The 7,606-nt window shown below is 67.8% G+C and carries 9 protein-coding genes; 4 read left to right on the top strand and 5 right to left on the bottom strand.

Annotated features, from left to right (window positions below; translation table 11 throughout):
• From AC1D1S_RS17675 to AC1D1S_RS17665, 3 genes are all read left to right on the top strand, one after another.
• A partial coding sequence (locus AC1D1S_RS17675) for a vWA domain-containing protein (protein ID WP_476995062.1) occupies positions 1–620 on the top strand: 620 nt, incomplete at its 5' end.
• Positions 610–1,401 (top strand): SRPBCC family protein, encoded by a 792-nt coding sequence (locus AC1D1S_RS17670; protein ID WP_476945090.1) that lies wholly within the window; start codon positions 610–612, stop codon positions 1,399–1,401. The genes AC1D1S_RS17675 and AC1D1S_RS17670, both read left to right, overlap by 11 nt.
• Before the next feature lie 9 nt (positions 1,402–1,410).
• A complete protein-coding gene (locus AC1D1S_RS17665; RefSeq protein ID WP_243177781.1) occupies positions 1,411–2,538 on the top strand; it encodes an XdhC family protein in 1,128 nt (375 codons plus the stop codon).
• A gap of 188 nt (positions 2,539–2,726) precedes the next feature.
• Here the strand turns inward: AC1D1S_RS17665 and AC1D1S_RS17660 are convergent, their stop codons facing one another.
• Complete coding sequence (locus AC1D1S_RS17660; RefSeq protein WP_243177783.1) at positions 2,727–3,272, bottom strand: NAD(P)H-dependent oxidoreductase; 546 nt, start codon at positions 3,270–3,272, stop codon at positions 2,727–2,729.
• Complete coding sequence (locus AC1D1S_RS17655; protein ID WP_476945089.1) at positions 3,269–4,138, bottom strand: SDR family NAD(P)-dependent oxidoreductase; 870 nt, start codon at positions 4,136–4,138, stop codon at positions 3,269–3,271. The genes AC1D1S_RS17660 and AC1D1S_RS17655 overlap by 4 nt, the downstream gene beginning before the upstream one ends.
• Before the next feature lie 209 nt (positions 4,139–4,347).
• On the opposite strand from AC1D1S_RS17655, the gene AC1D1S_RS17650 reads away from it, so the two are divergent.
• On the top strand, positions 4,348–4,968 hold the full coding sequence (locus tag AC1D1S_RS17650; RefSeq protein WP_028276802.1) for an L-threonylcarbamoyladenylate synthase: 621 nt from the start codon (positions 4,348–4,350) through the stop codon (positions 4,966–4,968).
• Positions 4,969–5,072: 104 nt separating this feature from the next.
• Here the strand turns inward: AC1D1S_RS17650 and AC1D1S_RS17645 are convergent, their stop codons facing one another.
• The 3 genes from AC1D1S_RS17645 to AC1D1S_RS17635 form a co-directional block, all read right to left on the bottom strand.
• Positions 5,073–5,336 (bottom strand): hypothetical protein, encoded by a 264-nt coding sequence (locus tag AC1D1S_RS17645; RefSeq protein ID WP_028276801.1) that lies wholly within the window; start codon positions 5,334–5,336, stop codon positions 5,073–5,075.
• A gap of 181 nt (positions 5,337–5,517) precedes the next feature.
• Complete coding sequence (locus tag AC1D1S_RS17640) at positions 5,518–6,456, bottom strand: AfsR/SARP family transcriptional regulator (protein ID WP_476995061.1); 939 nt, start codon at positions 6,454–6,456, stop codon at positions 5,518–5,520.
• A 356-nt stretch (positions 6,457–6,812) separates the two neighbouring features.
• Positions 6,813–7,606, bottom strand: a 794-nt coding sequence (locus AC1D1S_RS17635) for a S1C family serine protease (protein WP_476995060.1), incomplete at its 5' end; no start/stop codon positions are given.

Genomic DNA, 7,606 nt, shown 5'->3' with positions numbered 1-7,606 from the left:
CCCCGGCGCTGCTCTATGCCCGCCGGCGCGAGCAGCGCCGCAAACTGGTGTTGCTCTGCGATGTTTCGGGATCGATGGAACCCTACTCCCGGGTCTTCGTATCCTTCCTGCAGGGCGCCGTGACCCGGGCCGGGGCGGAAGCCTTTGTCTTCTCCACCAGGCTGACCAGGCTGACACGGCAACTGGCCCTGCGTGATCCGGACCAGGCCCTGGCCCGCGCCGCTGTCTCCGCGCCGGACTGGGCCGGCGGAACCCGGATCGCCGAATGCCTCCGGCGCTTCGTCGACGAACACGGCCGCCGCGGACTGGCGCGGGGCGCTGTGGTGGTGGTGTTTTCGGACGGCTGGGCCTACGAGGATCCGGAACAGGTCGCGGCGCAGATGGCCCGCCTGCGCCGGCTCGCCCACCGGATCATCTGGGTGAATCCGCGCAAGGCAGCCCCGCAGTACCGGCCCCTCGTCGGCGGCATGGCGGCAGCCCTGCCCTACTGCGACGCCTTCGTCAGCGGCCACAGCTACCGGGCCTTGGCGCAGGTGGCTGCCGCCATTCGCGGCGAGGGGCCGCATTCACAGGACACGCACGAACGAGCGAGAGGCAAGGAACCAGCCCATGCACATTGACAGCACGTTCTCGGTGGTCGCACCGATAAGCCAGGTGTGGGACACGCTGATGGACTTCGAACGGGTGGCCGGCTGCCTTCCGGGGGCCAGGATCCTGAACAAGCTCACGGACGACGCCTACCAAGTGGGCATGACGGTAAAGCTCGGCCCGGTCACGATGCAATACAAGGGCCTGCTGAACGTCATTGAACGAAACGCCCCGGAACATCGTGCGGTCCTTGGCGGCAAGGCCCAGGAGACGCGCGGACAAGGCACCGCCGAGGCCACCGTCACCCTGGTGCTGGCCGAAGACGGAGCGGCCACACGGGGTTCCGTCAGCGCAGACCTGGCGCTGTCTGGCAAGGCAGCGGCCATGGGCAAGGGGGTGATCGGCAGCGTCACTGAGCAGATGATGTCGCTCTTCGCGAAAAATCTGCAGGCCATGCTCACTGAGGCAGCACCCCCTGCGCAGGAAGCCCCTGCCGGACCGACCCCTGCGGCGGTCCCCGGACCCACCCCGGCTCCGGTCCCCGCGTCGGCGCCGGAACCGGTCCCTGTGCCTGTCTCAGCGGCAGCTGCGCCCGACGGCAGCCTGGATGCGCTGAGCCTCGCCAAGGGAATCGCGGCGGAGGCCGCGCCGGACGGCAGCCTGGATGCGCTGAGCCTCGCCAAGGGAATCGCGGCGGAGCAATTGGCCAGCCCGGTGAAGGTCCTCGGCGTTATCGCCGTCGTGGCGTGCATCGCGTACTGGGCCGGCCGGCGTTCGGCGTTCCGGCTGCTCCGGCTGTGCGGCAGGCTCTGAGGAGCGCCGATGCGTGATGTCCTCGCGGCCATGTTGCCCGACTGGCGAAGCGGTGCCACGGCAGGCCTGGCCACCGTCGTGAGCACATTCCGATCTGCGCCCCGGCTCCCGGGGGCGGCGATGCTGGTGACGGCCGGCGGCGAGGCCGTGGGATCCGTCTCCGGCGGCTGCGTCGAGGGGGCCGTGTACGAGCTCGCCACCCAGGTCAAGGACGACGGCGTGCCGGCCCTGGTGCGCTACGGGATCAGCGATGACGATGCCTTTGCCGTGGGCCTGACCTGCGGTGGAATCATCGATATCTTCGTCGAACCTGTTTCCCGGCACCGCTTTGCCGAACTCGACGCCGTCGCGCAGGACATCACCGCCGGGCGCCGCGTGGGCGTCGCCACGATCATCGAACACCCGGATGCCGGCCGCGTGGGGCGGCACCTGGTTGTCAGGCCGGACGGTTGCGGGGGTGACCTGGGCTCGGACCGGACCAACCGCGCCGTCGGCGACGACACCCAGGGTCTTCTCGCCGCCGGCCGGACGGGCATCCTGAACTACGGTGTGGACGGCGAGCGGCTGGACACCGGCATGCGCGTCTTCTTTGCCAGCTATGCGCCGCCGCCGCGCATGCTCGTTTTCGGCGCCATTGACTTCGCCGCGGCGCTGGCGCGGCTGGGCGCGTTCCTGGGCTACCGGGTGACCGTCTGTGATGCGCGGTCCGTATTCGCGACGCCGGCGCGATTCCCCGACGCCGCCGAGGTGGTCAACGCGTGGCCACACCGGTACCTAAGCGAGCAGTTTGCCCAAGGCCTGCTGGATTCCAGGGCTGTGCTCTGCGTCCTGACCCACGACCCGAAGTTCGACATCCCCGTCCTTGAGGTGGCCCTGCGCGGCAGCCCCGTGGCCTTTATCGGCGCCATGGGATCCCGGCGCACGCACGAGGACAGGATGGCACGGCTTCGGCAGACGGGACTGACTGAGGCCGAGTTGTCCAGGCTTCACAGTCCTGTCGGCCTGGACCTGGGCGCCCGCACCCCGGAGGAAACGGCGGTGTCCATCGCGGCAGAGTTCATAGCCCAGCAGTGGAGCGGCAGCGGGGAGCCGTTGCGGCAGCTCGGCGAACGGATCCACCACGACGAGCAGTTGTGACTGTGTGGACATGACGGCGGACGAGGCCCTGCGCTGGACGCTGGCGGTGCTGCTGCTGGCGGCAACGGGCTACCCGGCCGGGCAAAGCCTGTGCGGAGCCGGGCCGGCGGGTCTGCTTTCATGTCCGCCGCCCAGGCCGCCTGACCGCCGCTCCCCCGGTGCGTCTGATCCGACGCACCGGATTCCGGCTACCGCGCGGCGACCGACGCGGGAGCCAGCAGTTCTCGGTACCGGGCGGCGTGCCGGCCGAGTTCGTCGGCGTCCACCCGGGGTGCCGAATGCAGGATGAGTGGCTGGGCCATCTCCAGGCCGCACAAGTGCGCGGTCGCGTCGAGGGGGCGCAGGAGCTCCTCCATCGTGAAGCGGTTGTGTCCTGCCGGCGCGTAGGACGATTCAGGGCCGCCGGTCGACAGCACCAGCTGGAGCCGCTTTCCGTGGAGGGCGTCGCCTCCGGCGCCGTACGCGAAGCCGTAGGTGAGCACCTGGTCCATCCACTCCTTCAGGACCCCCGGGACGGAGTACCAGTGCCACGGGAACTGCCAGACGATGGTGTCGTGCCCGCGCAGCAATTCCTGTTCCCGGGCGGTGTCGAACCGCCGGTCCGGGTGGGCGGCGGAGAGGTCATGCACCGTCACGTGCTCCAAGTCCATGATGGCTGAGGTGAGGTGCGCGGTGATCCGCGAGCTTTCCAGGTCGGGGTGGGCAACAAGGACGAGCGTGCGCTGTGGGGTCATGGAAGGTTCGTGCTTCTTTCAGAGTCGGATTCGAGGCCGACCAGAGCCGAGCTGACCTGCCAGAGGCGGTCAATATCGGACTGGCTGTAGCTGCGTTTTGATGATTTCTTGGGAGTGCTGTTGGCAAAGTATTGGCCGGTGACGTTTTCGACCTCCGGCGCCGAGGCAAGGTAGATGGAGGTCCGGGCGCCCTGCTCCGGGGTTTTCATCCACCGCTGAACCAGCGGTGTCAGGAACTCTTGCAGCCGGCCCGGATCTTCGGCTCCGAACGCCGTCGCCACGACTCCGGGGTGGAGCACATTTGCGGTGACGTGGGTGCCGGAGAGACGTGCGGCGAGTCCGTAAGTGAACAAGACGTTGGCCAATTTCGACTGGTTGTACGCCCGCTGCCCCGAGTAGGACCGTTCGGCCAGCAGGTCCGCGAAGTCCATCCGGGCCATGGCCTGGGCGCCGGACGAGACCGTTACGATCCGCGCCGGTCCGCTCTCCTTCAACCGTTCAAGGAGAAGGTTGGTGAGCAGGAAAGGAGCAAGGTGGTTAAGGGCGAAGGTGTACTCAAGTCCATCCACGGTGACGCGGCGGGTGTTCCAGAATCCGCCCACATTGTTGACCAGCACATCGAGGCGGTCCAAGGTATTCAGCACCTCGTCGGCCAGCCTGCGGACTTCCCGTTGGGAGGAGAGATCGGCGGTGAACACCTCGACGGGGGCCGACGCCACAGCCCGGATCTCCTCAGCTGCCCGCGATGCCCTGTCAGCGTTGCGTCCAGTGATGGCAACCCGCGCACCCAGGGCGGCCAGACCCAGAGCCGTGGCCTTGCCGATCCCGCCGGTGCCTCCGGTGATCAGAACTGTCTTTCCTGCCATTGACAGCATTCGGTTCTCGCTCTCGGTGTTCGTTGCCGCAAACCTGCATGAGTGGGGTGTAGACAGGTTTGTCTACACCGGAATGAAAGTATCAGACAGAACTGTCTGTGCACAAGCAGCGGCCGGCCCCGCTCCGCCGCGGGACATTCGGGTCGGCTGACGGGCTCCGCTGTGGTCGTCCGGGCGGCCGCCGGGCGTATGCTCTTGGCATGGCGAGATACTTCGATGTGCACCCCGAGAACCCCCAGCCCCGTTCGATCCTCCAGGCGGTGGACATCGTGCGCTCAGGCGGCCTGATCGCTTACCCCACGGATTCCTGCTACGCGCTGGGCGCTCAGCTGGGTAACCGGGAGGCCCTGGACCGGATCCGGACCATCCGGCAGTTGGACGGCAAACATCATTTCACCCTCGTCTGCAAGGACTTCGCCCAGTTGGGCCAGTTCGTCCAGATCGACAACGATGTGTTCCGCAGCATCAAGGCCGTCACGCCCGGCAGCTATACCTTCATCCTGCCGGCGACCAGGGAGGTCCCGAAACGGCTGCTGCACCCGAAGAAAAAGACTGTTGGCGTGCGCATTCCGGACAACCACGTCGTGCAGGCGCTGCTCGCTGAGCTTGGCGAGCCGCTGCTGTCGAGCACTTTGCTGCTTCCCGATGAGGAAGAGCCACTCACTCAGGGGTGGGAGATCAAGGAACGCCTGGACCACGTGGTGGACGCCGTGATCGATTCCGGCGACTGTGGTGCCGAGCCAACCACTGTGATCGACTACTCCAGCGGCGTCGCAGAAATCGTCCGGCGCGGCATGGGTGATCCGTCGCGCTTCGAGTAACAGTCGCGCTTCGGTTGACAGAGGGCGCCGGCAGCGGCATGGCGCCGGCTGGCTGACCGGGCGCCGGGATGGACCGGGCGCCGGGATAGGCCAGGCGGGGCGGACTAGGCGGATTCCGCCGCGGCCGCCTGCCGGTTCCGCAGCCACCGGCGCACGAGGTCGATGGCGGCGACAAGCCCGGCCAGGGGCGAGAGCACCGCTGCGGCGTAGACGAACATCATCCACGTCAGGGTGGTCACCGGGCTTTGGCGGGTGCTTAGGAGGGACAGTCCGCCGAAGAGGCCCAGGACCCAGAACAGGATGACTCCGGACAGCACAGCGGCTGCGGGGAAGTACTCGTTCGTGACGACTTTCTTCAAGGTTTCCATGGGCCCTCCTCACGCCCGGCGGTGGGACTGCCCGCCGGGGATGTTCCCAGTATGAGGCCCGGCGCGGCGGAATTCCCCGAGAATCCCGGCCACGTGACGAAGCTAACGCCCGCGTCCCTGTGGCGGCCATCTCGGTCATCAATTCGGCGCCGCCGGTCCAACGGTGGCGGCCCCGCGGGGGTCAGACCGCGGCCCGGACGCGCTGGAGGAAGGAATCAAGCACCCGCCCGGCGTTCTCATGCATGCGCCGGGACTCCGCCGCCGGCAGCTGCCGGCTCTTGGGCCCGTTCAACCGCTCACCCAGATAGAGCAGCGCCGCCAGTACCTCGGAGAGTTCGGAGTTGCTTTCCGCGCGCTGCCGCAGTAGCCGCAGATGCGCTTCCTGCAGGGCCGGACCGGGGCTGCAGCCAAGGTCGCGGTCGAAGAGCCGCCGGCAGCGGTCATACGCCGCGAGGCCCTCCGCCGGCAGGCCTGCCTGTTCATAGGCGGTCACCAGCACCGTCCAGGCCCGCTCGTTCAGGGGCTCCGCGCGAATGGCAGCCTGGACCAGGTTGACGGCATCGTCTGGTTTGTCCAGCAGAGCCGCCGTTTCTGCCGCGAGGATCTGCAGCGCCACCTTCTCGGCTGCATGGCGTGCGCGCGCCTCTTCGGCCCAGTCGGAGGCAAGTTCGAACCCGAGCAGCGGCTCGGCGGAAATCTCCAGGGCCTCGAGCATCAGGGGGTAGGCCTCCGCCGGAGCCAGCTCACCGGCGTCGCGGACCAGGTCCCGGAACCGGAACAGATCGAGGTCCACGAGCGTAGGATCCAGGACGTAGCCACTGTTGGCCGTGCGGAGCGGGCCGGTCTTGGTCTGCCCCGGCTGGATGGCACGGCGGATACCGCTGATATAGCTCTCGAGGGTCGCAACGGAGCCGTCACTGGCTCCGGCGCCCCAGAGAAGATCGATCAGGCGGGTCTTGGACACGGGCGTGCCAAGGTTCAGGAGAAGGATTTCCAGTATGTGCCGGGGCTTGCATCCGCCCATKTCGGCGGCGGTGAGCGCCACGCCGTCCCGGCGCACTTCGAATGATCCGAAGAGGCGGACCGAAATGGAAGGTGCTGTTTCCTTTGGGCTATCCACGATGTTCTCCGATTTCCCCAGGTAAAACGAACTTAATCGTCTATGGAGAGCCGGATCAACATCGAAACCAGGCCGTACTGAGGCTCTGTTCCCTCCGGCTTTCCAATGACACCGTGACACGCCCGGCGGGGCGCAACAAGGCATGCCGCTACCCGATCTTTCGCCCAAAGAAAGACGCGTACAGGGGTCAGTACCGCTGAGTAAGCGCGCGGAGCGGAGGGCAGGTGATTGCGGCGCCAACCAAGTAATTCCGCGGGCCGCCGCTATGCGGACCCAAGTAGTTTAGCCGGGCAGCGATTAGGCCCCCGGCGGGCAAATTCCAGCGGGTTGAAACCGCCGGTCCGGACCGGGTTTCCCTACTGGTTATCGGTCATCTCGGCGGGCACGGCCACCAGTCGCAGGTCCGCGCCGTCCCGGAGCACGGCAAGGTCCAGCGGCTCCCCGATCGCTTCGGCGAACAGCAGTTTCTGCAGGCTCTCGGCGTTGGACACATACATGTGTCCGACCTTCAGGAGGATGTCGCCGGTCCGTAGCCCGGCCCGCTCGGCGGGGGAATCCGGGAGGACTTCGACCACGAGCAGGCCCTCCCTGCGGCCCGTCCGGACGACGGCGCTCGGCTGCAACTGGATCGGTGTGTTGACCAGGCCCAGGTAGGCCCGGCGGACGCGGCCGTCCTTGAGCAGCGACGCGATGATCCGCCGGGACGTCGCGTTGATGGGAACGGCCAGCCCGAGCCCAACACCGGCCACGGCCGTATTGATGCCGACGATCCGCCCGCGGGCGTCTGCCAGCGCCCCGCCGGAGCTGCCGGGGTTGAGGGCCGCGTCGGTCTGGATGACGTCCTCGATCACGCGCCGGCTCCGTCCGGACCAGACCGGGATCGAACGGCCCAGCCCGCTGACCACGCCGGCGGTGACGGAGCCGGCGAGCCCGAGCGGATTGCCCACGGCGATGACCAGCTGGCCGACCCGGAGGGACTCGGCGTCGCCGAGTTCAGCCGGCGCCGCGGTGGGTGCCCTGCCGTGGACCACGGCAAGATCGGAGAGCGGGTCGGCGCCCACCACGTCAACGGCCGTGCTGGTGCCGTCGGCGAAGACTGCGTGGCCGGACTGGGCGCCACCCACCACGTGGGCATTCGTCAGCAGATATC

The organism is Arthrobacter sp. P1_A5, from assembly GCF_056406825.1.
Note: the sequence above shows the minus strand (reverse complement) of the source record. Positions and strands in the feature narration are given on the sequence as shown.